Origin of the sequence: Allobosea sp. LjRoot9 (assembly GCF_964252745.1) — a bacterium.
GTDB lineage: Bacteria > Pseudomonadota > Alphaproteobacteria > Rhizobiales > Beijerinckiaceae > Allobosea.
Window position 1 is genome coordinate 559523 of the sequence record NZ_CAXUPC020000002.1, and the last position, 25656, is coordinate 585178.

Consider the following 25656-nt stretch of genomic DNA (forward strand, 5'->3'; position numbering starts at 1 on the left):
GCTGCTGCCGGCGGTATGAACGCCGGCTCCCGGGGGAGCCGGCGTAAGGGGGAGAAGGGCGAGAGCGTTTTCGAGCGAAGTGGGTGCCGGTTCGCGTGAAGAAAACGCGTAAAAACAAGGGTCTAGAGCTGTTGAACGATCCAACTGGATCGGAAACTGCTCTAGCGCTCGATCTCGCGGACCCAGCGCTTGTTCCACTCGTCGCGCTGGCGGTTGATCTCGACCCAGTCGATCGTCTTGAGCTGGGCGACCTGCTCCGGGCCGTAAGGCATGCCGGCTCGGTACTCTGCAGGCAGGTCCGCTTTCTTGTTAACCGGTGCGAGGCCCGATGTTTTCGACATTGCGACCTGTATTTCGGGGGAAAGCAGATGGGCGATGAAGGCTTGTGCTTCGGGGCTCTCCTTGCCGCCGGCGACAGGGCAGATGCCGACACCGATCACCACGCCGCCCTCCTTCGGATAGACGAAGTCCGAGGCGAAACCGCTATCGGCCAGAGCCTTGGCCCGGCTCGAACCCCAGACAGCGAGCGCGGCCTGGCCGCTTTGCAGCAGCTCCGTCATCTTGCCGGGAGACGGCTCGTAGGCGAGGACGTTGGGGCCGATCTTGTTCTTGAACGCAGCGAAGCCGGGCTCGATGTTTGTCTCGCCGCCGCCATTGGCCTTGGCGACCTGGACGAGGCTGATCACGCCATAGGTGTTGTTCAGCGGCGGAATGACGATCTTGCCCTTGAATTTCGGGTCGGCGAGATCATTCCAGGAGGTCGGCACCGGCCAGTTATTCCTGGCGAAGGCGTCCTTGCTGTAGACGAAGCCTGCCCCCAGAAGCGCGAAAGCCAATGACTTTCCGTCCGGAAAACGGGCGATGTCATAGAGGTCGTTGACGACAGGCCCCAGATCGAGCGGCCGGCAGAAGCCGAGCGCGACGGCCTGCGCCATCGGCCCATCATCGATAATGGCGACATCGATCTGCTGGCTGCCCTTCTGGGCCTGCAACTTGGCCAGAACATCCGTCGAATTGCCAGCGACGTATTCGAGTTTGACCCCATGCTTGGCGGCGAAGGCCGGAAAGACATCGCTGCGGATAGCCTTTTCCATCGAGCCGCCGGAGCCGGCGACGTAAAGGGTTTTGTCCTGTGCCAATGCAGGAACGACATGGGTCGCAGCGATGGCGATGCTTGCGAGAAACACACCTCTTATCGTCATGATGTCCCCTTATTTTCTGGTTTTTTGACTTATTACCCCGCATGGTTCCAGCCGGCTTGGAACCAGTCAAATATAATTCTGGCTTGAGCCGAGAAGGCAATGTTATGGGTCGGCGATGATCAATCAGCGCCAGATCGAGGCTTTTCGGGCCGTGATGATTTCCGGCGGCGTGACGACCGCGGCCACCGCGCTGCGCATTTCGCAGCCCGCCGTGAGCCGCCTGATCCGTGACCTGGAGGACAGGATCGGCGTCGCTCTGTTCGAGCGGCGAACTGGCGGGCGGCTGCGGCCGACCACCGACGCCGCGACGCTGTTCCACGATGTCGAGCGCTATTTCATCAGCCTCGAACAGATCAGCCAGTCTGCAGCCAGCCTGCGTCGGCGCAGCCTCGGCAGCCTGCGGATCGCCTCGCTGCCGGCCTTGTATGTGAGATTGCTGCCACGTTTCATCGGCCGCTTCCTGGCCTCACGCCCCGATCTCGACATCGAACTCGTCGGCAATTCATCCGAAGCGGTGATCGATCTCGTATCGAGCGGTCGCTGCGATATCGGCTTCGTCGATCTGCCCTTCGAGCATGCACGGATTCGCCGCTACGAACTTGCGGCTGTGTCGGCTGTCGCCGCCATTCCGGTTTCGCACGGTCTGGCGGCCAAAGCTGTGCTTGCTCCAGCGGATTTCAGCGCCGAGCCCTTCATCTCGATCGCGAGGGCGACGCAATTGCGGACGCGTATCGACGCCTTCTTCATGACCCAGGGCATCCATCGGGAGCTTGGCCCGGAGACGCCTTTATCGATGGTCGCCTGTTCGCTGGTGGCCGCAGGTGCCGGCCTGGCGATCGTCGATCCGTTCACTGCGGACTCGGTCGCGGAACCGAAGGTCTGCTTCAAGCCGCTGGAACCGCAGATCGAGGTGCAATTCAGTCTCATAACAGCAACTGACGCCCGCCTGCCCGGCTCGGCGCGCGACTTCATCAGCGGAATGCAACAGGAGTTTGCCCTGTTCGCTCAAAGCTGCCTGCAGCATCTGAGCGCGAGCAGGTGAGCTTGCACTCCCGCTGAAAGCCCACAGCTGAGGGGCAGGCCTAGAGCATTGCGCGAGAAAGTGGATGCCGATTGGCGTGAAGAAAATGCGTTAAAACAATGATCTAGAGCAATTGAACGATCCAACCGGATCGGAAATTACCCTAGTTCAGCAACTCCATGGCGGTACGTGACAAGGCGAGCACGCCGTGGGCAATGCAGCCTTCGTCTGGCTGGTAGTTCGAGTTGTGGACGCGATCCTGCCGGCCGGGCTGCGCGGACCCGATCCGGATATGTGACGACGGCACGCGCTCGGAGAAGAAGGCGAAATCCTCGGCGCCAAAGCCGCCATCGATCTCGTGAATGGCCCCGCCCTGCATGCGAACCGCCGCGATGGTGCGATCCAGCAAGCCGTCATCGTTCATGACCGGGGGCAGGTTGCGGCTATAGGCGAGGTTGCATGTCACGCGATGCATGATTTCGGTGCCGGCGCAGATCCGGCGAACGGCGGCTTCCATGGCGTCGCGAGTCTCGAGGGCGCGCGTGCGGATCGTGCCCGCCATCATGCAGCTGTCGGGGATGATGTTGTAGGCGTCGCCCCCCTCGATCCGACCCACGGTGAGCACCGCGCTGCGGATCGGGTTGATCTCGCGCGAGACGATCGTCTGCAACTGCGTCAGGAGGTAGCCGGCCGCCATGATCGGGTCGACAGCCTCATGCGGCTGCGCCGCATGGCCGGAGCGGCCCTCTATGGTGATCTGGAAGCTGTCGGCCGAGGCGAAGCTTGCGCCGCGGATATAGCCGCTCGTTCCCGCCGGCACGCCCGGTTCGTTATGGAAGCCCAGCGCCATGTCGACACCATCGAGCACGCCGTCGGCGATCATCGCGGCGGCACCGCTGTCGATCGTCTCTTCAGCAGGCTGGAAGACCAGCCTCACCGTGCCACGCAGCTTGCCCGAGAGCTGATTGAGGACGGCCCCCACGCCGAGCAGCGTTGCGGTGTGGAGGTCGTGTCCGCAGGCATGCATGCGGCCGGGGATGGTGCTGGCATAGGCGAGGCCCGTCATCTCCTGGATCGGCAGGGCGTCCATGTCGGCCCGGATCACCAGGCAGGGGCCGGGCGCTCCGCCGACGATGTCCGCCACGACACCGGTACGCCCCACGCCGGTGCGGCAGGCGATGCCGAGCCGCGCGAGCTCAGCGGCGACGACGCCGGCGGTGCGCTGCAGCTCGAAGCCGATCTCGGGATGGGCGTGCAGATCGCGCCTGATGCCGATCAGCTTGGGCGCGATGTCCTGCACGATCGCATCGATCGCCTTGCCGACGTCGTTCATCTCACGAGCGTTGTCCACGAAGTCCCTCATTCCTTGTCGTTAAGTCGGCCGCCTTGACGTAAAACCTGCCGGTCGGAACCCGTTTGGAACATCCAGCCCTCGGATCAAAAAGCGCTCTAGCGGGCTACTGAGGCCTCGGCGATCCAACCATCGAACAGCGTCTGGTTCTCCTTGATCCAGCTGTCGCCGGCGGCTCGGATGGCGCGTGGCGAGCTGTCCGCCGCGATGACGCCTTCCCATTTCGCCCAGGTGTCGCGGGGATAGCGGGCGAGTTCGAGGAAGCGCCGGATGGCGGGGTTCTTCGCCAGGAAGTCGCGGTTGGCGACAGGCATATAGTTCCACTGGCCGAGCGCCATGCGGCACGGATCTTGCCCGCCGGCACAGCCCTTGACGCCGGAAACCAGCGCGCTGGTCGAGACCTTGAGGTTGGGCGGAACCGCATCGAACGGCGTCGGCAGCCAGACCACGTCCTTGCCCGGAACGAGCTTGTCCATCACCCAGGACGGGCTCCAGGCATAGTAGAGCGTCGGCTCGCCGCGCAGCGCGCGGCCGATCGCTTCGGCCATCAGCGCCTCGTATTTGCCGCGCACCGATTTGATCGTTTCCTTCAGGCCGAACTTGTCGAGCTGATATTCGACGACATCCCCGCAAGACCAGCCCGGGTCGCAATTGATCAGGTTGACCTTGCCGTCCGCCGCGAGCACTGCTGCGATCTTGGGGTCCTTCAGCTGATCGAGCTGGGTGATGTTGTTGGCATCGGCCGTCTTCTTGTCGATGAGATAGCCGTTGATGCCGCCCTCGATGATGGTGCCGTCGCCGATCGTGGCGAGCTGCTTTTCGACCGTCTTGAACTGCGGTTCGCGCTGCGGAAAATTGAGCCCGCTGAGCATGTCGAGATCGCCCAGCGCGGCGGCCTGGAAGAACAGCGTCGGATTGATCTGCGTTTCCGCGGTCTTGTAGCCCAGCTTCCGGAATGCGGTTTCGAGGATGTGGTCATGCATCCGCGTCGCGCCCAGCGTATCGCCGATGGCGATGCGGACGGTCCTGCCCTCGCCGGGTAAGGATTGGGCGTCAGCCGGGGACAGCGCCAGAAGCCCTGCGCATGCCAGCGCGAACAGCGAGCCCGTCTTGCCAGTCCAGGATGCAGCCATCGTCTTCGATCCCCTGCGGTTATGATCCCCGTCAGGATTCGTAGCGAGCCGGTACCGATAGAACTTCCTGTGGCAAGGCGGATGGAGAGGCGCGCTCTTCCTGCGAAATCGCGCATGCCGGCGGATATCGGGATAATCCGGACGGCTGCTTGGCCGATGACGGCGCTGCGAAGGCCTTGCCCGGCCTGGGCTCAGGGCTCGATCGGCAGGGCGAAGCCCGCCTTCACGCGGTCCATCACCACCATCGTCTTGAAACCCTTGATGTCAGGGTTCTCATAGAAGAACCGGCGCGTGAAGCGCTCATAGTCTTCCATGTCGCTGGCCGTGACATAGAGCACGAAATCGGCGTCGCCGGTCACGTAAAGGCCGATCATCACCTCCTTCGTCGCGCGGATCGACGCCTTGAAGCGGTCGACGATGTCGGCGCGCTCGCGCTCCAGCGTCACCAGCACCAGCATGGAGACCGGGCGCCCGACGGCCTTGGGCGAGACCACGGCGATATCGGCCTCGATGACACCTTCGTCGCGCAGCCGCTTCAATCGCCGCTGGCAGGCGGTGGCGGAGAGGCCGACCTGCTGGCCGAGCTCGGCGGTGGTCAGGCGGTTGTCCTGCTGGACGGCGGCGAGAAGGCGCCGGTCGAGACTGTCGAGCGAGGTCATGCAGAAATCCTGCGTGAAAGGAGAGAACGGCGCCGAAATTCGGCGCGATACCAGTGATTATACAGCAAAGAGCTGCGCCGCCCGCGATAATTTCCGGTGCGGTTCAATCACTGGTTCCGGAGGATCTTGATGCAGGGCATATCCGCGAAAGCGCTGAAGGGGCTCGCGCGAGCCGACCTGCTGCAGAGCCGGGCTTTTGTGAATGGCGCGTGGCGCCGCGCTCCGCAGCGGCAGCCGGTCACGGATCCCGCGACCGGCGAAACCATCGCGGAGGTCGCCGCCTGCGAGGTCGGCATGGTCGATGAGGCCGTTGCCGCCGCGGTCCAGGCGCAACGAGCCTGGCGCGAGCACCCACCTCTCGAACGCGGGCTCCTGCTGCGCGACTGGGCGTCGGCGATGCGCCGCAATGCCGGCGATCTCGCTGTCATCATGACGGCCGAACAGGGCAAGCCGCTGGCGGAATCCCATGGTGAGATCGCCTATGCGGCCGCCTTCCTCGATTGGTTCGCGGCCGAGGGCGAGCGGGCTTACGGCGAGACGATCCCCAGCCATCTGCCGGGAAGCCGGCTTTCGGTCCAGATGCAGCCGATCGGCGTTGCGGCAGCCATCACGCCCTGGAATTTTCCAAGCGCGATGATCACGCGCAAAGCCGGCGCGGCCTTGGCCGCCGGCTGCGTCATGATCGTGAAGCCCGCGCCGGAGACACCGTTGTCCGCGCTGGCGCTTGCCCGGCTGGCGGACGAGGTCGGTTTCCCCGCCGGCGTTCTCCAGATCGTCACCGGCGAGGCCGCGCCGTTGTCGCAGCGCCTGATGTCTCACACCGATATCCGCGCCTTCTCCTTCACCGGCTCCACCGAGGTTGGGCGGCTGCTGCTTGGGCAGGCGGCGCAGACGGTGAAGCGGGCCTCGCTCGAACTCGGCGGTCACGCGCCCTTCATCGTCTTCGACGATGCCCCGCTCGCTGCCGCCGTTGCCGGCTGCATCGCCGCGAAATTTGCAACCTCCGGCCAGGACTGCCTTGCCGCCAACCGCATCTATGTCCAGCGCAGCTCCTATCAGCGCTTCGTCGCCGCCTTCGCCGAGGCGACTGCGCGCTTGCGGGTCGGTCACGGGCTCTCCGAAGGCACCGATATAGGACCGATGACCAAAGCCTCCGTCGCCGAGAAATGCCGCCAGCAGATCGCGCAGGCGGTCGCGGCCGGCGCCCGGATCGTCACGGGCGGACAGGACAGTCCGCTCAGTGGCAATTTCGTCCAGCCGACCGTGCTCGCCGATGTCACCGATGCGATGACGATCGCGCGCGAGGAGACGTTTGGACCCGTCGCCGCCATTCTGCCTTTCGATGACGAGGACGAGGTCGTCGCCCGGGCCAATGCCACCGAGATGGGGCTCGCGGCCTATGTCTACACCGACGATCTGCGCCGTGCGATGCGGCTCACCGACCAGCTCGAATACGGCATGGTCGCGGTCAACACGCCAAAATTCACCGGAGCGCCGATCCCCTTTGGCGGCTGGAAGCAATCGGGCCTCGGCCGCGAGGGCTCGCGCCACGGCATCACCGAATATCTCGAAGCGAAATATGTCTGCTTCGGAAATCTCGCAGCCTGATCAAGGAGATCACCCATGACGATCGATGCCGCAGCCATCGGTGCGCTGGATCGCGCCAGCGTCCTGCACCCCTTCACCCAGCTCAAGGATTTTGCCAGCGGCAAGCTCGGCGAGCCGACCATCGTCGAAACCGGGAAAGGCATCCGCATTCAGGATGCGACCGGCCGCAGCTATATCGACGGCTTCGCCGGGCTCTACTGCGTCAATATCGGCTATGGCCGGACCGAGGTGGCCGAGGCGATTGCGCGGCAGGCCCACCGGCTTGCCTATTATCATAGCTACGCCGCCCACACGACCGATGAGCTCGCCATCCTCTCCGACCGCCTCGTCAGGATGGCGCCGGGACAGATGAGCAAGGTCTTCTACGGCCTATCCGGCTCGGACGCGAACGAGACCCAGGCCAAGCTGGTCTGGTATTACAACAACCTGCGCGGCCAGTCGCGGAAGAAGAAGATCATCTCGCGGCTGCGCGGCTATCACGGCTGCAGCGTCGTTTCCGGCTCGATGACCGGGATGAGCTTCTACCATGATCATATGGATCTGCCCCTCCCCGGCATCCTGCACACCGGCGCACCGCATCATTATTGGGGCGCCCAAGCCGGCGAGACCGAAATCGAGTTCTCGAAGCGCCTTGCGGACGAACTCGAAGGCCTGATCCTGCGCGAGGGTCCCGAGACTGTCGGGGCCTTCATCGGCGAGCCGGTGCTCGGCACGGGCGGCATCACCCCGCCGCCTGAGGGCTACTGGCACGAGATCCAGCTGGTGCTGCGCAAATACGACGTGCTCTTGATCGCCGACGAGGTCATCACCGGCTTCGGCCGTGTCGGCACGCCCTTCGGCTCGCATCTCTATGGCATCGAGCCGGACCTGATCACGGTCGCGAAGGGCCTGACCTCAGGCTACTTCCCGCTCTCGGCCGTGATCGTCGGAGAGAAGGTCTACAAGGTCATGGAGGACGGCGCAGACCGTGTCGGAGCCTTCTCGCACGGCTATACCTATTCCGGCCATCCGATCGGCGCCGCAGCAGCCAATGCCGTGCTCGACATCGTCGCGCGCGAGGATCTGGCGGGCAAGGCGCGCGATGTCGGCGGCTATTTCCAGGACCGGCTGAAAGCCGCCTTCGCGCAATTGCCGATCGTTGGCGAGGTGCGCGGCGTCGGCATGCTGGGCGCGCTCGAATTTGTCGCCGACCGCGCAGCCAAGACCCGCTTCGATGCGGCGCTCAAGGTCGGCGCGCGCATCTCCAAGGCGGCTCGCGATCGCGGCCTGATCGCGCGCGCGATGCCCCATGGCGATATTCTCGGCTTCGCCCCGCCACTTGTGACGACGAAGGACGAAATCGACGAGATCGTCGGCATCGCCGAGCAAGCGGTGCGTCAGGTCATGGATGAGTTGGCCCGCGAGAAGGTCAAGGTCGCCTGAGGCGTCGCAATGCGTCAGGTGCTCATCCCATGCAAAAGGGCCCACCGAGATGGCGGGCCCTGTTTCGATCGGCGGATGCCAAGAGTCGTCGGCGCAATGCGCTCAGGCGTTCTCCAGCTCCTGCTTCATCTCGTCCATGTCCTGGAAGCGATCGGCGAGCCGCGGATGGGCCCGGCTGTTGTCGCAGGCCCCGATCGCGACCAGGACCTCGTCGGCGGCCGGCGCATCCGGAACCTGGAAATTCGCCGTCAGGAAATGCGAGCGCTTGCCGGTTTCGCTCTTGTGGATCATCGGCAGCGAGAGCAGCGCGCCGGGCGCATTGCGCGTGTTGGTAAAGCTCAGATAGGCCGTGCCTTTGACGGCGTCGCGAAACATGTTGCCGAAGCGCAGCGTGTGGATCAGCGCCGAGGCGTGCTCGATCTCGCCGTTGGTGCCGACCGCCGCGGCCTTGCCATATGCCTCGACCTGTTCGGCCGGCATCAGTGCGACGAGGCGCTTGGTCAGCTCGATGCCGAGATGGGGCGCGATGCGCAGGATCTCGGGGCGCAGGTTCTCGACGAAACCCTGGCCCGCCCAAGGGTTGCGCAGCACGGCGGCGACGATGACCATGCGAACCGGCTTGTCAGCGGCTTTGCCGCCCTCGATGAAGGTTTCCTCGACGAAGGTCGAGATCTTGCGCAAGCCGAAATCCATGGGGTGCCACCTGTTGTGATTGTCCGATGCGGCCGCAGCGTAACGGCCCGGTTGCGCGAACGTCTTCCGCCGGATCGCTGGAAGATTCTGCGGACTGCCCCTGCGATGCGGGGTAAGGTCGCGATGCTGGCGCGGGAGGGCTGAATGGCGGGTCAGGCATCGCAGATGCGTTCGTTGCGGGATGTCGCAAGCCGGATCAATTCCGATGGCGATCTCGAGACCATCCTGCGCGACCTCATCCATGCCGCCTGCGAGCATGGCGGCTGGACGCTGGGATCGATCATGGCGATCGACGCCGCCCATGGCGAGGCGCATGTCATGGTGCGGCACGACCCGACGCTGCTGCGCCGACCGCTCGAAAACCGCTGGGAGCTGGCGACGAGCCCGGCACTGATCGCGCTGCAACGCAACGAGCCGGTCTATATCCGCGACGCCCGCGCCTCCGACGAGTTTCCGGGCTATCGACGCGAGGCCTTCGAGCGCGACTACCGCACGGTGCTCGTGCTGCCGATGAGCTGCGCCGATGCCGAAAACCGGCCGATGGTGCTGAACGTCGTCTCGCGCGGCATCACCGAGGTCTCGCCGGATGACCTCGCCTTCATGAGCATGATCGTCCATCTCGGCGGGATCGCGGTCGAGCGCGAGCATCGGATGAGGGCCGAACGCCAGGCCGCCGAGCAGTTGCAGAAGGCGCTGCAGACGCAGACAACACTTCTCCAGGAAGTGCTGTCGGGCGGCTCGACCTCGGCGCTGGCGGCGATGCTGGCGGATCTGTTGCCCGCCCCCGTGCTGGTCGTCGATTTCTCCGGCAATGCGCTGGTCGCCAGCCGGTCACCGACGCCGCTTCATTTCGACGACACGGCCTGGCAGCGGGCGATCGACACCAGCCTTGGCAGCCAGATCATCACAGCGGCGCGGGACGCCGTCGCGGCGCAGCGCAGCGAACCGCGGGGCTTACGGCTCGATGACGGCGAGCGGCAGCTGCAGCTCATGGCCAGGATCGAGCCCCTGAATGTCGATGGCCAGGCCGTCGGAGCGCTCGTGATCTTTCCGACTGCGCAGGCTGCCGGCGATCTCGAACGGCTCCTGCTCGACAGCGTGAAATTCGCCCTCAGCGTCCAGATGATGCGCAGCGTCATCCGTTTCCGCTTCGAGACGCGGACATTGACCGAATTGTTCTTCGAGATCATCGAGCGCCGCTGGCGCGATGCCGACGACGTCCTTCTGCGCGGCCGGCGGCTCGGCCTCGCGCTCGGCGCGCCGGCGCGCATGGTGGTCGTCGATTTCCCGGACATGCCGTCCCTGCCGGCCGACATCAGCGTCGATTGCCACCATGCGGTGACGCGGCTGGCACGCCAGTTGAACGTCCCCGCAAGCGTCGTCGCCATCGGCGGCGGGCTGGTCTGCCTCCTGCCGCATGACGGGGACGACGACCAGGAGCGGATCGGACGCCTGGCGCGCCGCATGGTCGAGACGCTGCGGCACAGCTTCAACCGGGAGCCGATCGTCGTGCTCGGCGGCGTCTGCGATGGTCTCGACAGCTATCCCAAGGAATGGGAGCGCTGCTGGCGGATGATCCGCATCGCGCGCGCTTTCGGCCGCACAGGGACCCTTTCGGCCTCGGATTTCGGCCCGATGCCGATGCTGATCGGCGCAGCGGAATCGGCTGATGTGCGCAGCTTCGTTGACAGCAGCATCGGCATCGTGGTCGCGCACGACCGCAAGCACGACACGCCCTATCTGGAAACGCTCGCCGCCTATCTGCGCGAGGGTTGCCGTGCCCAGGCCTGCGCCGATGCGATGGGGCTGCATGTGACGACGCTGCGCTACCGGCTGGCGCGCATTCAGGACCTGTTTGGCATCGACCCCGAGACGCCCGACCGCCGTTTCGCGATCGAGCTCGCCATCCGGCTCCATGGCGTTATCGAGAATGGAAGCGCCACGGCCGGTTGAGGCCAGGCGAGGCGCTTCCCACTGTCCCGTGAGGAAGATCGCCATTTCATCCTTTGCTTCATAGGAAGAATAGGCGGCGCCCGCCGCCTAGCCTTCACCGGTCCTGACTTGATCGAGGTGAAGCGCATGCTCGCTGCAGCCACTAACGCCCCCAACACGATCGATCCCGTCGCGCTGCGTCGTGCGCTGGGGACGTTCGTGACGGGCGTGACCATCATCACGACCCGCGATGCCGACGGCACGCCGCGTGGCATGACGGCGAACTCATTCACCTCGGTCTCGCTCGATCCGCCGCTGCTGCTGGTCTGCGTCGGCAAGGGCGCGCACAGCTTCGCGGCCTTCAACAGCTCGCCCGCCTTCGCGGTCAACCTGCTGCATGAGGGGCAGGTCGACGTCTCGAACCTGTTTGCCTCGAAGGCGGCCAATAAGTTCGACACCGTCAGCCATGACCGCATCCATACCGGCTCGCCGGTCCTGACGGACTGCCTGACCTGGTTCGACTGCACGGTCCACCGCCGCGTCGATGCCGGCGACCATGTCGTGCTGATCGGCGAGATCCAGGCCTTCGGCACGAGCCCGTCGGCGCCGCTCGGCTTCTGCCGGGGCCGCTACGCCAACGTCAAGGATCCGCTGCCGCCGGGATGGCTCGCCTCACATGGCATGATCGTGGGCTATCTCATCGAGGCCGACGGGCATCTGCTGTTGCGCTCGGACGGCAAGGGCGGCTGGGTGCTGCCGAGCGCGCAGCGCCGCATCGCCGATAACGAGCTGAAGCTCGAGGGCGGCGACGCGCTGACGCTGGTTCCTGACGACACCTTTCTCTACTCGGTCTTCGACGTAGCCGACGGCGACCCGGGCTATCTGATCTACCGCGCCCGCCTCGCGCAGGACATCAGCTCGGCGCCCCTGTCGGCTGGGCTGAAATTCTTCCCCGTAGACCAGCTTCCCTACGACCATATTCCGACGCGCGAGATCAGCGCGATGCTGCGCCGCTATGTGCGCGAGAGCGCCAGCAAGCGCTTCGGGATCTACATGGATTCCAACGATGGCGGGCGTCTCGCCATGGTCGGCGAGGCCCAGCCCTGGGCGCCAAACCCGCAATCCTGAGCCGGCAGAACAGATATGCAGACCACGGTCAAAACCCTCGAAGGCTCGCGCCAGGATCTCTTCATCGACGGCCGCTTCGTCGCACCCAAGAGCGGCGTCTATCTGCCCTCCTACGATCCGACGACCGGCGAGCCCTGGTACGCCTTCGCGCAAGGCGACGCCGCCGATGTCGATGCCGCCATACGCTCGGCCCGTGCTGCGCTGGTCAACCCCGCCTGGCGGCGCCTGACGCAGACCGACCGCGGCAAGCTGGTGCGCCGGCTCGCCGAGCTCGTGCTCGAGAACGCCGACGAGCTGGCGATGATCGAGTGCCGCGACAACGGCAAGCTGCTCAAGGAGATGCGCGCCCAGATGCGCGCGATTCCGGACTCCTATCTCTATTTCGCGGGGATGGCCGACAAGCTCCAGGGCGACACGATCCCGGTCAACAAGCTCGACACGCTGAACTTCAATCTGCGCGAGCCGATCGGCGTGGTCGGGATGATCATCCCGTGGAATTCGCCATTGATGATGCTGACGGGCACGCTGGCGCCCTGTCTCGCCATCGGCAACACCATCGTGGTAAAGCCCTCCGAGCACGCGACCGCCTCGACACTGGCGCTGGCCGAGCTCGTGATCGAGGCGGGCATTCCGCCTGGAGTCGTCAATGTCGTCACCGGCGACGGCGCGACCACAGGCGACGCGCTGACGCGCCATCCCGGCATCGCGAAATACGTCTTCACCGGCTCGACCTTCACCGGACGCAAGATCGCCGGCAATGCCGCCGAAAACCTCGTGCCCTGCCAGATGGAGCTGGGCGGCAAGTCGCCCCATGTCATCTTCTCCGATGTCGACATCGACAAGGCGGTGAACGGCGTCGTCTCCGGCGTCTTCGCCGCGGCCGGGCAGACCTGTGTCGCCGGCTCGCGCTGCTTCGTCGAGCAGCCGATCTATGACCGCTTCGTCGAGGCGCTGGTCGCGCGGACGCGCCGGATCAAGGTCGGCCACCCGCAGCTCGAGGACACCGATATCGGACCGCTGGCGCTCTCGGCGCAGCTCGCCAAGGTCGAGGACTATGTCGCCTCCGGCGTGCGGGAGGGCGCGAAGATCGCGGCCGGCGGACGCAAGCCGCAGGACGGCGAACTGGCGTGCGGTTGGTATTTCGAACCGACGGTGATGACCGAGGCCAGCAACGACATGCGCTTCATGCGCGAGGAGATCTTCGGGCCGGTCGTCGGCGTCGTGCCGTTCCGGAGCGAGGAGGAGATGATCGCTCTCGCCAACGACACCGAATACGGCCTGGCATCCGGCATCTGGACCCAAAATATCGACCGCGCGATGCGCTTCGCCCGCAACATCGAGGCGGGCACGGTCTGGATCAACACCTACCGCTCCGCCGCCTACATGTCCGCCAATGGCGGCATGAAGAACAGCGGCTATGGCCGCCGCGGCGGCTTCGAGGTCATGCGCGAGTTCTCGCGCCTGAAGAATGTGGTGATCGACTATTCGGGCGCCATGCAGGACCCGTTCGTGATCCGCCTGCGCTGAACCCCAAAAAGCCAAGAACGCCGAGCCGGGAGGCCATCATGAAATTTGCCGTTTCGATCAGCATGGAGCGTTTCTCGCCCCAGGATTCGATGCAGGATGCCGTCAGCAATTTCCGTGCTCTGGCGCGCATTGCCGACGAGGGCGGCTTCGAGACGCTCTGGACCGCCGAGCACCATACGATCGAGTGCACGGTCTCGCCCAACCCTTTCACGGTGCTGACCTGGCTCGGCCAGCACACCGACCGGATCAGGCTCGGCACCGCGACGCTGGTCGCCCCCTACTGGTCGCCGATCCGGCTCGCAGGCGAGGCCGCGCTCTGCGACCACCTGACCGGAGGCAGGCTCGAATTCGGCATCGCGCGCGGCGCCTATCAATACGAGTTCGACCGCATGGCCGGCGGCATTCCCCAGCAGGAGGGCGTCGCCTTCATGAAGGAACTGGTGCCGGCGGTGCAGAAGCTCTGGGCCGGCGACTATGCCCATGACGGGCATTACTGGAAGTTCCCGCTTGCGACCTCGGTGCCCAAGCCGCTGCAGCAGCCGCATCCCAGCATCTGGGTGGCGGCGCGCGATCCCGGCACCTTCGACTGGGCGGTCGGCATCGGCGCCAACATCCTGTCGACGCCGCTCTCCTCGCCTCCGGCCGAGGTCGGCGTGCTCGGCGAGAAGTTCCGCAAGGCCGTGGCCGACCATCCCGAGCGGCCGCGCCCGCGCCTGATGATGCAGCGCCGGACCTGCGTCTATGACCGGCAGGAGGATTGGGAGGTCGCGGTGCGGCACTCCGTCGATTACGGGCGCTATTTCGAGAACCTGATGCAGAATATCGGCACCGTGACCAACGGCTTCCCCGAGGCGGTGCCGTTCGAGGCCGTCGCCAACCGCGCCAACTACAATCCGCAGGCGGTCCGCGACAACCTGATGTTCGGCACGCCGGACGAGGTCATCGAGAAGCTGCAGATCTATGAGGATGCGGGCGTCGACCAGTACTGCCTCGGCCTGTCTTTCAATCTGCCCTTCGAGCTGCAGGTGAAGACGCTGCGATTGTTCATCGACGAGGTGATGCCGCATTTCGCAGCCCGCGAGCAGGAGCGCGCCACGGTACCGCGCTTCGCCGCAGCCGGGTATTGAGCCATGGGCACCGCGGAGCAAGTGGCGCGCGCACCACAGGAGCATGGCTCGACGAGCCTGACGATCGGCGACGTCAGCTTGAACTATCGCCTGCAGGGCAGCGGCGAGCCGCTGGTCTGCATTCATGGCGTCGGCTCCTATCTGGAAGCCTGGGAGGGCGTGGCCGAGCGCCTGGCCGACCAGTTCCGCATTCTCACCTTCGACCTGCGCGGCCATGGCCGCTCCAGCAAGGGCAGAGGGCGCTACGAGATCGATGATTTCGTCGGGGACGTGTTGGCGCTGGCCGACCATGCCGGTTTTGAGACCTTCCATCTCGCCGGCTTCTCTCTCGGCGGGCTGGTCGCACAGCGCATGGCGCTGACGCATCCGGCGCGGCTCAGGCGGCTCGTGCTGCTGGCGACCGTGGCGGGCCGGACCGAGGAGGAGCGCGAGCGCGTTGCTGCCCGCCTCGCAGCCCTGCAGGCCGGCGATCGCGGTTCGCATTACGACGCCTCGCTATCGCGCTGGCTGACCGAAGCCTTCCAGGCGCGCAACCCGGACCTCATCGCGACGCTGCGGCAGCGCAATGCCGAGAACGACCCCGACTGCTACGCCGCCGCCTATCGCGTGCTGGCGCAGACCGATTTCGGCGGGCTGCTCGACCAGATCCGCATACCGGTTCTCATCGCGACGGGGGAGGAGGATGCCGGCTCCAACCCGCGCATGGCGCGCTACATGCACGAGCGCATCAGCGGCTCCGAGCTGCACATCCTGCCCGGCCTGCGTCACTCGATCCTGACCGAGGCCCCCGAGCAGGTGGCCGCGCTGATGCGCGGATTTCTCGGCAGCAGCGCCGGAGATGCACAATGATTGTCGAGGAACGGGTCTATCGTATCCGCAATGGGCGGATGGGGCGATATCTCGCGCTTGTGAGGGATGAAGGCCTGGCGATCCAGCAGCCCATCCTCGGTCATCTGATCGGCTATTTCACCACCGAGATCGGCCTGCTCAGCCATGTCACCCATCTCTGGGCCTATGCCGATTTCGAGGATCGGGTGCGGCGGCGCCAGCAACTGGCTGACGATCCACGCTGGCAAGCCTTCCTCCCGCGACTGTCGGAGAACATCGAGCAGGCGGAAAACCGCATCCTGTTGCCGACCGATTTTTCGCCACTTCGGTGAAGGCACGGATCGCGCGACGCGCCACCGCCGTTTTTAGCGCTTTTCCGACAAGGGATAACAGCATCCGTCCTCTGGATCGCAGGAAGACGGGCCGTACCAACCGGCTCTTAATCGATCGCGGCAGGGGTCGGACAAGCCCGAAGACATCGGGCGCCGAAAGGAGGGGTTTTCGGACATGACCGAGCGACTGCAGATTCAGAATCTGTACAAGATCTTCTCGGCGGCACCGGAGGCGGCGCTGCAGATCCTCGCCAATGGCGGGGACAAGAACACCGTGTTCGACAAGCTCGGCGCCGTCGTTGGGCTCAACAATGTCTCGCTCAGCGTGCCTGAAGGCGCCATGTACATGGTCATGGGGCTGTCTGGCTCCGGCAAGTCGACGCTCGCGCGCTGCATCAACCGGCTGAACGAGCCCAGCGCCGGCAAGATCCTGCTCGACGGCCGCGATATCGTTCCGCTGAAGGAAGAGGAACTGCGCGAGGTTCGCCGCACGCGCATCTCGATGGTCTTCCAGCATTTTGCGCTCCTGCCGAATAAGCGCGTCATCGAGAATGTCGAATTCGGGCTGAAGCTGCGTGGCGCCTCGCCGGCGGATCGCCGCCGCCGTGCCGAGGAGGTGCTGAGCGTCGTCGGGCTTGCGCGCTGGGGCTACCATTTCCCCCATGAGCTGAGCGGCGGCATGCGCCAGCGCGTCGGCCTTGCCCGCGCGCTCGCGACCGATGCCGATATCCTGATCATGGACGAGGCGTTCAGTGCGCTCGATCCGCTGATCCGCACCGAGATGCAGGACGAATTGCTGCGCCTGCAGCGCACGCTGAACAAGACCATCCTGTTCATCACCCATGATTTCCAGGAGGCGCTCAAGCTCGGCACGCGCATCGCGATCATGTCCGAAGGCGAACTGGTTCGCGAGGGCACCCCGCAATCGATCGTGCTGGAGCCAGGCAGCGATTATGTCGCGGCCTTCACCCGCGAGATCGACCGGGCTCGGCTCTTCGACGCCCGCTCCGTCATGCGCGAGGCGGCCCCGATCCTGCGCTCCGAGAACGGCACCCTGGTGGGCGGCGCGGAGGCCGGCGATCCCGGCTTCGTTCTCGATGGCGAGGGCAGGATCCTCGGTGCGCTCGACGGCGCGGCGCTGGGCCATGCTCGCCAGAGCGGCGAAATCGGCACGCCAAGCAGCGACTACGTCAGCGTCCCGGAGAATGCCAAGCTCATCGAGGTCGCGCGCAGCTATCGCAACGGCGCGCCGATGGCGGTCATCGACGAGGATGGCAGGCTCGTCGGGACCCTGGGCGTCGGCGAGCTCCTGTCCCGCATGTCCTCGACCTCACCCAAAACCGCCTCAGCCGGAGATCGCCATGTTTAAGGCCGACGATCTTGCCATCTTCCCGATCGACAGCTGGATCCAACAGGGCGTCAGCTGGGTCGCGCTCAATCTGCGCCCCCTCTTCCTCGCCATCAAATGGCCGGTCGAGGGCCTGCTCAGCCTGAACGACACGGTGCTGCACGCCATTCCGTTCCCGGTCTTCGTCGTCGGCTTCACGCTGCTGGCATGGCGCCTGGCGACACCCGGCATCGCGGCCTTCAGCGCGATATCGCTCGTGGTGGTCGCGGTGCTCGGCGTCTGGAACGAGGCGATGACGACGCTCTCGCTGATCTCGACCGCGATCGTGTTCTGCGCCGTCATCGGCATTCCGATGGGGATCTGGTGCGCGAGCAGCGACCGTGTCTGGAATGTGGTGCGGCCGATCCTCGACATCATGCAGACCACGCCGAGCTTCGTTTATCTGGTGCCGGTCGTCATGCTGTTCGGCGTCGGCACCGTGCCGGGCGAGGTTGCCGTCGTCACGGCAGCAGCGCCGCCCTTGATCCGCTTCACCAATCTCGGCATCCGCATGGTCGAGCACGAGATCGTCGAGGCCGGCCTCGCCTTCGGCGCCGACAAGCGCCAGCTCCTGTTCGAGATCCAGCTCCCCCTTGCCATTCCGACCATCCTCGGCGGCCTCAACCAGACGGTGCTCACCGCGATGGTGCTCTCCGTCGTCGTCGCGATGATCGGCGCCGAGGGTTTGGGACTCGTCGTCCTCCAGGGCCTGGGACGTCTCGATGTCGGCCGCGCCGCGGTCGGCGGCATCGCCATCGTGCTGCTGGCGATGGTGCTCGACCGTGTCACGCAGAAGCTGGCTGAACCCAGGCGAGGCGGTGCGACGCGGACCTCGCTGCTCGCCACGGTGATGCGCCTGTTCAAGGGCGGTCGCCCGGAAGAACCGACAGCAAACGCGATAGCGGCAAAGCAAGCGCTCTGACGCTCGCCGCCAAGCGGCATGACTGGAGAATAGCCGGAGCGCTAGAGCGTTTTCGAGCGAAGTGGATACCGGTTCGCGTGAAGAAAACGCGTCAAAACAAGGATCTAGAGTATTTCCGCGATTCAGAGAAACGCGGAAATACTCTAGGGCGCGCCGGCTCGAAGACCCGCCGCGAGGCGGTCAGGGGAAATCACAAAACGATCGAACAGATCGGCATCGAGAAGGAGACCGCAATGACAGGCATGACCGGATTGAAGACATTAACGGCTGCGGCCGTCGCCGTGGCAGCGATCGCTTTCGCTGCAGCGCCTGCAGCTGCGCAGGAGCTTCCAGGCAAGGGCAAGACCATCCGCTACGCCCAGAGCGACAGCCTGGGCGCCAACTACGTCGTCGCGCAGATCGTGATGAAGGCGATGAAGCAGCTCGGCTACGAGGTTAAGCTCAGCACCGTCAACACGACGCTGTTCTTCCAGGCGGCGGCGCAGGGCGATCTCGACATTGCAACCGACGTCAATTTCCCGCAGCGCGAGCCCGGCTTCCGCGCTGTCGAGAAGCAAGCCGAAATCGTCGGCGCCGGCATGATCGTCGGTGGCGGCATCAATGGTTATCTGATCGACAAGAAGACGGCGACCGCCCACAACATCACCACGCTCGTGCAGATGAAGGACCCCAAGATCGCGGCGCTGTTCGGCCGGGACGGCAAGGCGGATCTGATCAATTGCGATCCTGGCTGGAGCTGCGGCGACGTCGTCGATTTTCAGCTCGACAAGTTCGGTCTCAAGGACACCGTGAAATCGATCCGCGGCAAATACGAGGCCCTGATGGTGGAGGCCGTCGCCCGCGTGAAGCGTGGCGAGCCGGCGTTCTTCTACGCCTGGAGCCCATCCTGGATGAACAATGCCCTCGTCCCGGGCGAGGATGTGGTCTGGCTGCCGACGCCGGCGGACGCACTGCCGCCCTCCGTGCCGAACAAGGGCTCGGCGATGGTCAGCGGCGTCAAGGGCTGCGCCGGCGGGGCCGATCCGTGCCGCATGGCGATGTCGTCATGGAACTGGTCGGCCGTCGCCAATAAGGGGTTCGTCGCCAACAACCCGGCGGTGAAAACCTTCGTGGAGCAGATGAAATTCCCGCTCGAAGACTGGTCGAACTGGGAAGCCAGCATCAACAAGAACGGCGGAAGCACCACCCTCGTGACCAAGATGGCAGATGAGTGGGTCGGCCTGCACAAGGGTCTGTTCGAGGGCTGGGTCGAGGCCGCCCGTTCGACAAAATGAGGTCCGGTCCTTCTCAATCCAGTCTTGCTCAATCCAGTCCTGCTCAATCCAGTCCTGCTCAATCCAAGCGCGCGACCGTTTCGTCGAAGCCTTTGGACCCTAACTCATAATCCGCCTGCGAACGCAGCCGCCCGGTGTGCGGCTGCGTTTAGAGCGTTTTCGAGCGAAGTGGATACCGGTTCCCTCGCGACAAACGCGAAGCGTTTGCGCGGAGAAAACGCGTTAAAACAAGGATCTAGAGCCATTGAACGATCCAACCGGATCGAAAATTGCTCTAGAGCCAAAGCCGGGCTGGGATAGCGAACTGCCGCGCGACGGCAGCATCGACTTTGAAACCGGCGTGATCGACCCGGAGGACGTGCGCCGAAATCCGAACGTCCTCCGAGGGCAGCCGCGGAGCAGGTTCGGATTGGTCATTTGGGAACGTTGCTCCAGTAGTCACTCATTTCCTGCTGACGTGTCTGGTCCGGCAAAGCGCCTTTGTCTCCATACAGGTTCGCGGCACCTCGGACCTGTGCCTCGGTGAGGTCGGTGCAATAGCCCTCAAGCTCCTTGTCGTAGGTGAGCTTTTCCCACGGGATTGTAACGTGGCGGCTGCCGATGCCGAGAAATCCTCCAAACGTCACGTCGACGAAGACAACACGGCCACTGACCTTCTCGATCAACAGCCGCTTGATGGTGCCGATCTGATCATATTTACGATCGAATACGGCGGTCCCTTCGACACGATCACTTTCGATGATCAGGTGCGATGCCGCCGGTCGCTCGACGGGCCCCCAAAGATAAAAACCGTTCTCGATAATGCCGGCCGCGACGACTGCTCTGCTGACGGGGATCGCCCATTGCTCATTGGGTCGGATCTCACGCACGAGGGTCCACGGCCCAAGATCCGGAGGCAAACTGCTACCGGCAGGCTCCTCGGCGAAGGCGCGTAGGTCTGGGGAGTTCACGGCTTGGAACAAGCAGTAGGTTCTCATGAGCGCCTCCCTTTGCCCGATCACAGTCTGATGGGCTGTGGCTCCATCCCACATCTGCGTCCCGAGGCCCTGGTCACACGTCCCGTGTCGTAGCAGGTACGGCGTCGCCGGCTTCCGCGCATCGACGGCACGGCATGGGGTTGATGGGGGTCGAGCCTATCGAGCAAGCCGTTGCCTCCTCGAAGACCTCCCGCAAAGGCCGGCACGCATCGCGATCGAGAGCCTCCAGATCGCCCGTCATGAACCCGCCACGAAGAACGCCAGCCGGGTGAAGAGCGTGTAGTTCGATTCGAAGACCATGATCCCGACGAAGACCAGCAACACCAGCGGCGGGACGAGGATCGCATAGGACAGCGCCAGCCGCTCCCAGGCCATGTGCATGAAGACGGCGATGATCAGCCCGGCCTTGAGCGCCATGAAGATCAGGATCAGCGACCATCTGAGATAGCCGACGAGGCCGAAAAAATCGACCAGGTAGGAACACAGGCTGAGGATGAAGAGCCAGCCCCAGACGACGAGATAGAGCCTGATCGGATGCTGTTGCGTATCGGTATGAGTTTCTAGCTGTGCCATGGCGGTCCCTCACCAGAGATAGAACAGCGCGAAGATGAAGACCCAAACGAGATCGACGAAGTGCCAGTAGAGCCCGGTGATCTCGACGATCTCGTAATGCCCCCTCCGGCTCGTGAAGAAGCCGCGTCGCCCATCATCGAAATCGCCACGCCAGACCTTGCGGGCGACGATGATCAGGAAGATCACGCCGATCGTGACATGGGTGCCGTGGAAGCCGGTGATCGTGAAGAAGCTGGAGCCGAATTGCTCCGCACCCCAGGGATTGCCCCAGGGGCGGACGCCCTCCGCAATCAGCTTCGACCATTCGAAGGCCTGCATGCCGACGAAAGCCGCGCCGAGCACTGCGGTCAGCAGCATCAGGATCGCGGTCTTCCTGCGATCGCGTCGATAGGCGAAATTGACCGCCATCGCCATCGTGCCGCTGCTGCTGATCAGGACGAAGGTCATGATCGCGATCAGGATGAGCGGCAGGTGGTGGCCGCCGATCTCGAGAGCGAAGACCTCGCTCGGATTGGGCCAGGGCACGGTCGTCGACATCCTGCCCGTCATGTAGGAAATCAGGAAAGTGCCGAAGATGAAGGTGTCGCTGAGCAGGAAGATCCACATCATGGCCTTCCCCCAGGACACATTTTTGAAGGCCCGCTGATCCGACGACCAATCCGCCACGATCCCTTGCCAGCCGGGCGCGTGACCGATCTTGGGGTTCAGGGTGTTCGGTGCGACCTCATTCATCGTTTCGACCTCACTTAGAGCCTCTAAGTCAGCAGTCCGCGGCAGATCGCGATGAGATCATCCGCCCAGCGCATGAGGAGGCTGAAAAGGATGAGCCAGACCAACAGCAGGAAATGCCAGTAGAGGGCGCAGAGCTCGACGCTGAGCGTGAGCTCGCCAACCGCCCGCGCAGAGCTCGTCGCCGATAGGGCGAACGCTCTGACGCTGGTTCGGCAGAGCGCCACGAGCCCGCCCAGCATGTGCAGGCCATGCACTGCGGTGATCAGGTAGAAGAAAGCGCTCGCTGGATTCGCGGCGCTGAAATAGCCCGCGGCGGCGAGCTCGCGCCACGCCAGCAATTGTCCCGCGAGGAAAGCGAGCGCGGAGATACCGGCGGCGAGCAGGCCGGATTTGACCCCATCCAGCTCGCCCCGATGTGCGGCGACCACCGCCGTTTGCAGTACGACACTGCTCAGGATCAGCAGGCCAGTACTGAACCACAAAGCGGTCGGCATCGGCAGCGCGCGCCAGTCCGCCATGTCCATCCGCATGGAATAGGCGCTGACCAGAAGCGAGAACAGCGAGCCGGCTACGACGAGGAAGGCGCCGAGTCCGACCTTCGCGGTCGGATGAGGGGGCAGCCCCGCACCGCCGGCTTGGTTGCCCACCCCGACCTCCAGCCAAGGCTTGTCGGCCAGCCCCTGGCGCGACAGCCACCAGCCGGCGAGCGCTGCCATGATGACCATGAAGGTGACGATCACGATCATGTCGCCTCTCCTCACGCGGTCCGTGGATCGGGAGGCTGGTTCTGCGGCAGGAAATCCTCCGCGGCGCCGGGCACGCTGTAGTCATAGGCCCAGCGGTAGACCACCGGCAGGGTTTTGCCCCAGTTGCCATGCGCGGGCGGCGTCTGCGGCGTCTGCCATTCCAGCGTGGTCGCGCGCCAGGGGTTGCCGCCGGCCGGTCGGCCGTGCCTGACGCTCCAGATGAGGTTGAACAGGAAGACGAGCTGGGCGGCGCCGACGATCAGGGCGACGACCGTGATGAACTGGTTCAGCGTCGCTGTCGAGGGCGGGACGAAGGCCATCCCGCTGATCTCGTGATAGCGGCGGGGCACGCCCATCAGCCCGATATAATGCATCGGGAAGAAGATCAGATAGGCCCCGAGGAAGGTGACCCAGAAATGCAGCTTCCCGAGCATGTCGTCGAGCATCCGCCCGGTGACCTTCGGGTACCAATGGTAGATCGCTCCGAAGATCACGAGGATCGGCGCGACACCCATCACCATGTGGAAATGGGCGACGACGAACATCGTGTCGGAGAGCGGCACGTCGACGACGACATTGCCGAGGAACAGGCCGGTGAGACCGCCATTCACGAAGGTGACGATGAAGCCGAGCGCAAACAGCATCGGCATGGTGAAATGGATGTCGCCGCGCCAGAGCGTCAGCACCCAGTTATAGACTTTGATGGCGGTGGGGATCGCGATGATCAGCGTGGTCGTCGCGAAGAAGAACCCGAAGGCGGGGTGCATGCCGCTGACATACATGTGGTGCGCCCAGACGACGAAGCTCAGCGCACCGATCGCCACCAGCGCCCAGACCATCATCCGGTAGCCGAAGATGTTCTTACGGGCATGGGTGCTGATCAGGTCGGAGACAATGCCGAAGGCCGGCAGCGCGACGATGTAGACCTCGGGGTGGCCGAAGAACCAGAACAGGTGCTGGAACAGGATCGGGCTGCCGCCCTTATGGGCCAGCCGCTCACCCATCGCGATGATGGCCGGCATGAAGAAGCTCGTGCCAATCAGCCGGTCGAGCAGCATCATCACGGCGCCGACGAAGAGCGCGGGGAAGGCGAGTAGCGCCATCACGGTAGCCGTGAAGATCCCCCAGATCGTCAACGGCATGCGCATCAGCGTCATGCCTCTGGCGCGCCCTTGCAGCACGGTCACCACATAGTTCAGCCCGCCCATGGTGAAGCCGATGATGAAGAGGATCAGCGAGACGAGCATCACGAGGATGCCCCATTGCTGGCCGGGCGTATTGGCGAGGATCGCCTGCGGCGGATAGAGGGTCCAGCCCGCGCCCGTCGGCCCGCCCGGCACGAAGAAACCGGCGACCAGGACCAGCACGGCCAGGAAATAGATCCAGAAGCTCAGCATGTTCACATAGGGGAACACCATGTCCCGCGCGCCGAGCATCAGCGGGATGAGGTAGTTGCCGAAACCGCCGAGGAACAAGGCGGTCAGCAGATAGATCACCATGATCATCCCGTGCATGGTGATGAACTGGTAGTAGCGGTCAGGGTCGATGAAGGAGAATGCGCCGGGGAAGCCGAGCTGCAGCCGCATCAGCCAGGACAGGACCAGGGCGACCAGGCCGATCGCCAGCGCCACCATGGAATACTGGATGGCGATGACCTTGGCATCCTGCGAGAAGACGTATTTCGTGACCCAGCTCTTCGGGTGATACAGTTCGACATCGTCGACCTCGGCCCCCGACAGCGGTCCGGCTGCGTCATGCGTCACGTCGGCCATCGGAGCATCTCCCACTCCTTTTCGGACGCAGCCCCTTACAGGGCCTGGCCCCGTATCAATCCCTAGTTTTTCGCCTGCGTCCTCACCGGCGCCTGGAGTTGGGCGAAGGTCTTTTGTTGCTGCAGCCAGGCCTGGTAACTGCCATCCGGCTCGACCACGACATTGCCGCGCATGAAAGTATGGCCGGTGCCACAGAGCTCGGCGCACAGCACATCGAAAGTGCCGGCCAGGGTCGGCGTGAACCAGTAATAGGTGACGCTGCCGGGGATCATGTCCATCTTGGCGCGGAACTCCGGCACATAGAAATTGTGCAGGACATCGACTGCGCGCAGCAGCATCTTCACCGGCTTGCCGAGCTGGAGATGGAGGTTGTCGCCCTGAATCACGACATCGTCCTGCCCGTGCGGATCCTTGGGATCGATGCCGAGCGGATTCTCCGGGGTGACATGAGCGATATCGGAGGCGCCGAGCCTGCCATCGGCGCCCGGCAGCCGGTAGGCCCACTGCCATTGCTGGCCGACGACCTCGACCATGGTAGCGTCCTTCGGAACCGTGATGAACTGGTGCCAGACGACGAGGCCGGGCGCGAGCATGGCGGCGACGCCGACGCCCGTGCCGATTGCGAGCCACCATTCGAGGCGCTTGTTCTCCGGCTCGTAGGCCGCGCGGTGGCCCTCGCGATGGCGGAACCGGAGGACGCAATAGGCCATGAACAGGACGACGGCAGCGAAGACGACGCCGGTGATCCAGAACGTGATGATGATGGTGTCGTCGATATAGCCCCAGTTGGAAGCGATCGGCGTCCACCACCACGGGCTCAAGAAGTGGAAAACCACCGAGCCGATCACGATCAGAGCCAAGACGACTGCGATACCCATCCCTCTTTCATCCTTGCCGAGGACGGCGCGAACAGGAACCAGGCTATGCCACGGCGCGTGTCATGCGCCATGCGCTACGTAAACGAGCTCACTTTCGATATGAGAACAGTGTTGCGGCCCGAGATGAATCGGGCCTGCGGTTTAAAACGGAGTTGGACTTTAAAACGGGCTTGGCCAATGACATCGCTTGCGGCACATGACCGTTGCGGGGCGCGGGCTCGGGCGAGCGCACCTTCGGGCTGCAAGTTTTGCTTCCTGTCCGCCATCGCCGAACCTTGGGCTCGCCTGGACGACCGCACGTCGCGGTTGACGCAAAAGACTCTCAGCCGGGCTGCAGGATCTTCAAGCCTTCAGCCCGTTATCTCATGTTGTCGTCCTGCTCGCGGGAGTTGTCAATCGATCCCGCTCCGAAAGCCTGCGCCGCCACAACTG

The 25656-nt window shown here is 64.4% G+C and carries 23 protein-coding genes; 12 read left to right on the top strand and 11 right to left on the bottom strand.

Annotation, left to right across the window (positions count from 1 at the left end):
• Positions 1-161 precede the first annotated feature (161 nt).
• On the bottom strand, positions 162-1205 hold the full coding sequence (locus ACSQ3P_RS11255) for an ABC transporter substrate-binding protein (protein WP_436166238.1): 1044 nt from the start codon (positions 1203-1205) through the stop codon (positions 162-164).
• Between the two features lie 112 nt (positions 1206-1317).
• Here ACSQ3P_RS11255 and ACSQ3P_RS11260 point away from each other — a divergent pair, with 112 nt between their 5' ends.
• Positions 1318-2244 (top strand): LysR substrate-binding domain-containing protein, encoded by a 927-nt coding sequence (locus ACSQ3P_RS11260; protein WP_436165660.1) that lies wholly within the window; start codon positions 1318-1320, stop codon positions 2242-2244.
• Positions 2245-2386: 142 nt separating this feature from the next.
• On the opposite strand, the gene ACSQ3P_RS11265 is transcribed toward ACSQ3P_RS11260, so the two are convergent.
• The 3 genes from ACSQ3P_RS11265 to ACSQ3P_RS11275 form a co-directional block, all read right to left on the bottom strand.
• Positions 2387-3574: a M20 metallopeptidase family protein gene (locus tag ACSQ3P_RS11265; protein ID WP_436165661.1), complete on the bottom strand. Its 1188-nt coding sequence runs from the start codon at positions 3572-3574 to the stop codon at positions 2387-2389.
• A 98-nt stretch (positions 3575-3672) separates the two neighbouring features.
• Positions 3673-4707, bottom strand: coding sequence for a glycine betaine/L-proline ABC transporter substrate-binding protein ProX (gene proX / locus ACSQ3P_RS11270; protein WP_436165662.1), 1035 nt, complete (start codon positions 4705-4707; stop codon positions 3673-3675).
• A gap of 191 nt (positions 4708-4898) precedes the next feature.
• Positions 4899-5366, bottom strand: coding sequence for an Lrp/AsnC family transcriptional regulator (locus ACSQ3P_RS11275; protein WP_069689770.1), 468 nt, complete (start codon positions 5364-5366; stop codon positions 4899-4901).
• A gap of 129 nt (positions 5367-5495) precedes the next feature.
• On the opposite strand from ACSQ3P_RS11275, the gene ACSQ3P_RS11280 reads away from it, so the two are divergent.
• Positions 5496-6974: an NAD-dependent succinate-semialdehyde dehydrogenase gene (locus tag ACSQ3P_RS11280; RefSeq protein WP_436165663.1), complete on the top strand. Its 1479-nt coding sequence runs from the start codon at positions 5496-5498 to the stop codon at positions 6972-6974.
• Between the two features lie 15 nt (positions 6975-6989).
• The gene (locus tag ACSQ3P_RS11285; protein WP_436165664.1) at positions 6990-8396 is read left to right on the top strand and encodes an aminotransferase; all 1407 of its coding nucleotides are present in this window, start codon (positions 6990-6992) and stop codon (positions 8394-8396) included.
• Positions 8397-8498: 102 nt separating this feature from the next.
• Here ACSQ3P_RS11285 and ACSQ3P_RS11290 read toward each other — a convergent pair whose 3' ends face one another.
• Positions 8499-9089 carry an amino acid synthesis family protein gene (locus ACSQ3P_RS11290; RefSeq protein ID WP_436165665.1) on the bottom strand — a complete coding sequence of 197 codons (591 nt, stop codon included), beginning with the start codon at positions 9087-9089 and terminating at the stop codon, positions 8499-8501.
• 144 nt (positions 9090-9233) lie between these two features.
• Between ACSQ3P_RS11290 and ACSQ3P_RS11295 the strand changes: the two genes are divergently transcribed.
• The 9 genes from ACSQ3P_RS11295 (at position 9234) to proX (ACSQ3P_RS11335) (ending at position 19546) form a co-directional block, all read left to right on the top strand.
• The gene (locus tag ACSQ3P_RS11295) at positions 9234-11042 is read left to right on the top strand and encodes a helix-turn-helix domain-containing protein (RefSeq protein ID WP_436165666.1); all 1809 of its coding nucleotides are present in this window, start codon (positions 9234-9236) and stop codon (positions 11040-11042) included.
• Positions 11043-11168: 126 nt separating this feature from the next.
• Positions 11169-12149 carry a flavin reductase gene (locus ACSQ3P_RS11300; RefSeq protein WP_436165667.1) on the top strand — a complete coding sequence of 327 codons (981 nt, stop codon included), beginning with the start codon at positions 11169-11171 and terminating at the stop codon, positions 12147-12149.
• Positions 12150-12164: 15 nt separating this feature from the next.
• On the top strand, positions 12165-13676 hold the full coding sequence (locus tag ACSQ3P_RS11305; RefSeq protein ID WP_436165668.1) for an aldehyde dehydrogenase: 1512 nt from the start codon (positions 12165-12167) through the stop codon (positions 13674-13676).
• Positions 13677-13714: 38 nt separating this feature from the next.
• Entirely contained in the window at positions 13715-14803 is a 1089-nt protein-coding gene (locus ACSQ3P_RS11310) for an LLM class flavin-dependent oxidoreductase (protein WP_436165669.1), read from the top strand.
• A gap of 3 nt (positions 14804-14806) precedes the next feature.
• Positions 14807-15652 (top strand): alpha/beta fold hydrolase, encoded by an 846-nt coding sequence (locus tag ACSQ3P_RS11315; RefSeq protein WP_436165670.1) that lies wholly within the window; start codon positions 14807-14809, stop codon positions 15650-15652.
• A complete protein-coding gene (locus tag ACSQ3P_RS11320; protein ID WP_069689762.1) occupies positions 15649-15963 on the top strand; it encodes an NIPSNAP family protein in 315 nt (104 codons plus the stop codon). Before ACSQ3P_RS11315 ends, ACSQ3P_RS11320 begins: the two co-directional genes overlap by 4 nt.
• A 175-nt stretch (positions 15964-16138) precedes the next feature.
• Positions 16139-17332, top strand: coding sequence for a quaternary amine ABC transporter ATP-binding protein (locus ACSQ3P_RS11325; protein ID WP_436165671.1), 1194 nt, complete (start codon positions 16139-16141; stop codon positions 17330-17332).
• Complete coding sequence (locus ACSQ3P_RS11330; RefSeq protein WP_436165672.1) at positions 17325-18272, top strand: ABC transporter permease; 948 nt, start codon at positions 17325-17327, stop codon at positions 18270-18272. The genes ACSQ3P_RS11325 and ACSQ3P_RS11330 overlap by 8 nt, the downstream gene beginning before the upstream one ends.
• A 233-nt stretch (positions 18273-18505) precedes the next feature.
• Positions 18506-19546, top strand: coding sequence for a glycine betaine/L-proline ABC transporter substrate-binding protein ProX (proX, locus tag ACSQ3P_RS11335; protein ID WP_436165673.1), 1041 nt, complete (start codon positions 18506-18508; stop codon positions 19544-19546).
• A 413-nt stretch (positions 19547-19959) separates the two neighbouring features.
• Here the strand turns inward: proX (ACSQ3P_RS11335) and ACSQ3P_RS11340 are convergent, their stop codons facing one another.
• The 6 genes from ACSQ3P_RS11340 to ACSQ3P_RS11365 form a co-directional block, all read right to left on the bottom strand.
• On the bottom strand, positions 19960-20523 hold the full coding sequence (locus ACSQ3P_RS11340; protein WP_436165674.1) for a PRC-barrel domain-containing protein: 564 nt from the start codon (positions 20521-20523) through the stop codon (positions 19960-19962).
• A gap of 237 nt (positions 20524-20760) precedes the next feature.
• Positions 20761-21096, bottom strand: coding sequence for a cytochrome C oxidase subunit IV family protein (locus ACSQ3P_RS11345; protein WP_436165675.1), 336 nt, complete (start codon positions 21094-21096; stop codon positions 20761-20763).
• A gap of 9 nt (positions 21097-21105) precedes the next feature.
• Positions 21106-21828, bottom strand: coding sequence for a heme-copper oxidase subunit III family protein (locus ACSQ3P_RS11350; protein ID WP_436165676.1), 723 nt, complete (start codon positions 21826-21828; stop codon positions 21106-21108).
• A gap of 23 nt (positions 21829-21851) precedes the next feature.
• Positions 21852-22574, bottom strand: a complete 723-nt coding sequence (locus ACSQ3P_RS11355) for a cytochrome c oxidase subunit 3 (protein ID WP_436165677.1) — start codon at positions 22572-22574, stop codon at positions 21852-21854.
• 11 nt (positions 22575-22585) lie between these two features.
• Entirely contained in the window at positions 22586-24346 is a 1761-nt protein-coding gene (locus ACSQ3P_RS11360; RefSeq protein ID WP_436165678.1) for a cbb3-type cytochrome c oxidase subunit I, read from the bottom strand.
• A gap of 62 nt (positions 24347-24408) precedes the next feature.
• Positions 24409-25224, bottom strand: coding sequence for a cytochrome c oxidase subunit II (locus tag ACSQ3P_RS11365; RefSeq protein WP_436165679.1), 816 nt, complete (start codon positions 25222-25224; stop codon positions 24409-24411).
• Positions 25225-25656: the final 432 nt, after the last annotated feature.

What these genes read in the sequence shown, in the direction of transcription:
- ACSQ3P_RS11260 (WP_436165660.1), top strand. Translation starts at nt 1,318, where the DNA reads ATGATCAATCAGCGCCAGATCGAGGCTTTTCGGGCCGTGATGATTTCC.
- proX (WP_436165662.1), bottom strand. Translation starts at nt 4,707, where the DNA reads ATGGCTGCATCCTGGACTGGCAAGACGGGCTCGCTGTTCGCGCTGGCA.
- ACSQ3P_RS11275 (WP_069689770.1), bottom strand. Translation starts at nt 5,366, where the DNA reads ATGACCTCGCTCGACAGTCTCGACCGGCGCCTTCTCGCCGCCGTCCAG.
- ACSQ3P_RS11280 (WP_436165663.1), top strand. Translation starts at nt 5,496, where the DNA reads ATGCAGGGCATATCCGCGAAAGCGCTGAAGGGGCTCGCGCGAGCCGAC.
- ACSQ3P_RS11285 (WP_436165664.1), top strand. Translation starts at nt 6,990, where the DNA reads ATGACGATCGATGCCGCAGCCATCGGTGCGCTGGATCGCGCCAGCGTC.
- ACSQ3P_RS11290 (WP_436165665.1), bottom strand. Translation starts at nt 9,089, where the DNA reads ATGGATTTCGGCTTGCGCAAGATCTCGACCTTCGTCGAGGAAACCTTC.
- ACSQ3P_RS11295 (WP_436165666.1), top strand. Translation starts at nt 9,234, where the DNA reads ATGGCGGGTCAGGCATCGCAGATGCGTTCGTTGCGGGATGTCGCAAGC.
- ACSQ3P_RS11300 (WP_436165667.1), top strand. Translation starts at nt 11,169, where the DNA reads ATGCTCGCTGCAGCCACTAACGCCCCCAACACGATCGATCCCGTCGCG.
- ACSQ3P_RS11305 (WP_436165668.1), top strand. Translation starts at nt 12,165, where the DNA reads ATGCAGACCACGGTCAAAACCCTCGAAGGCTCGCGCCAGGATCTCTTC.
- ACSQ3P_RS11310 (WP_436165669.1), top strand. Translation starts at nt 13,715, where the DNA reads ATGAAATTTGCCGTTTCGATCAGCATGGAGCGTTTCTCGCCCCAGGAT.
- ACSQ3P_RS11315 (WP_436165670.1), top strand. Translation starts at nt 14,807, where the DNA reads ATGGGCACCGCGGAGCAAGTGGCGCGCGCACCACAGGAGCATGGCTCG.
- ACSQ3P_RS11320 (WP_069689762.1), top strand. Translation starts at nt 15,649, where the DNA reads ATGATTGTCGAGGAACGGGTCTATCGTATCCGCAATGGGCGGATGGGG.
- ACSQ3P_RS11325 (WP_436165671.1), top strand. Translation starts at nt 16,139, where the DNA reads ATGACCGAGCGACTGCAGATTCAGAATCTGTACAAGATCTTCTCGGCG.
- ACSQ3P_RS11330 (WP_436165672.1), top strand. Translation starts at nt 17,325, where the DNA reads ATGTTTAAGGCCGACGATCTTGCCATCTTCCCGATCGACAGCTGGATC.
- proX (WP_436165673.1), top strand. Translation starts at nt 18,506, where the DNA reads ATGACAGGCATGACCGGATTGAAGACATTAACGGCTGCGGCCGTCGCC.
- ACSQ3P_RS11340 (WP_436165674.1), bottom strand. Translation starts at nt 20,523, where the DNA reads ATGAGAACCTACTGCTTGTTCCAAGCCGTGAACTCCCCAGACCTACGC.
- ACSQ3P_RS11345 (WP_436165675.1), bottom strand. Translation starts at nt 21,096, where the DNA reads ATGGCACAGCTAGAAACTCATACCGATACGCAACAGCATCCGATCAGG.
- ACSQ3P_RS11350 (WP_436165676.1), bottom strand. Translation starts at nt 21,828, where the DNA reads ATGAATGAGGTCGCACCGAACACCCTGAACCCCAAGATCGGTCACGCG.
- ACSQ3P_RS11355 (WP_436165677.1), bottom strand. Translation starts at nt 22,574, where the DNA reads ATGATCGTGATCGTCACCTTCATGGTCATCATGGCAGCGCTCGCCGGC.
- ACSQ3P_RS11360 (WP_436165678.1), bottom strand. Translation starts at nt 24,346, where the DNA reads ATGGCCGACGTGACGCATGACGCAGCCGGACCGCTGTCGGGGGCCGAG.
- ACSQ3P_RS11365 (WP_436165679.1), bottom strand. Translation starts at nt 25,224, where the DNA reads ATGGGTATCGCAGTCGTCTTGGCTCTGATCGTGATCGGCTCGGTGGTT.